Origin of the sequence: Mesorhizobium sp. M1A.T.Ca.IN.004.03.1.1, from assembly GCF_003997555.1 — a bacterium.
Classification (GTDB): domain Bacteria; phylum Pseudomonadota; class Alphaproteobacteria; order Rhizobiales; family Rhizobiaceae; genus Mesorhizobium.
Map to the genome: position 1 here is coordinate 1 of NZ_RZTV01000514.1, position 262 is coordinate 262.

At 64.9% G+C, this 262-nt stretch carries 1 pseudogene; it reads left to right on the forward strand.

Features of this window, described 5'->3' with window-relative positions:
• Positions 1-193 (forward strand): annotated as a pseudogene (locus EOD29_RS32690) (ABC transporter substrate-binding protein); the annotation flags it as partial.
• Positions 194-262 lie beyond the last annotated feature (69 nt).

The following is a 262-nucleotide window of genomic DNA, read 5'->3' on the forward strand; positions in this document are numbered from 1 at the left end:
GGAACTGGTTCCGATCCATGCGGCGGCCGAGAACGGCGTGTTCCTGAAGCAAGCGTCCGGATTCGGCACCGTGGCGGAAGGTGTCGCGCGCGCCACCGAAGCGCTGCTGCGCAAGGAAACCGACGCCGCCGGCGCCCAGAAGATCCTTGTCGACTACGTCAAGGAAACGCTCGGCGACGACATGGTCAAGTAAGGCTCGTCTCTCTGCCTTCTCCCGGGGCGCGGCGTCCATCGCCGCGTTTCGCGGTTCGTTCGATCAGTT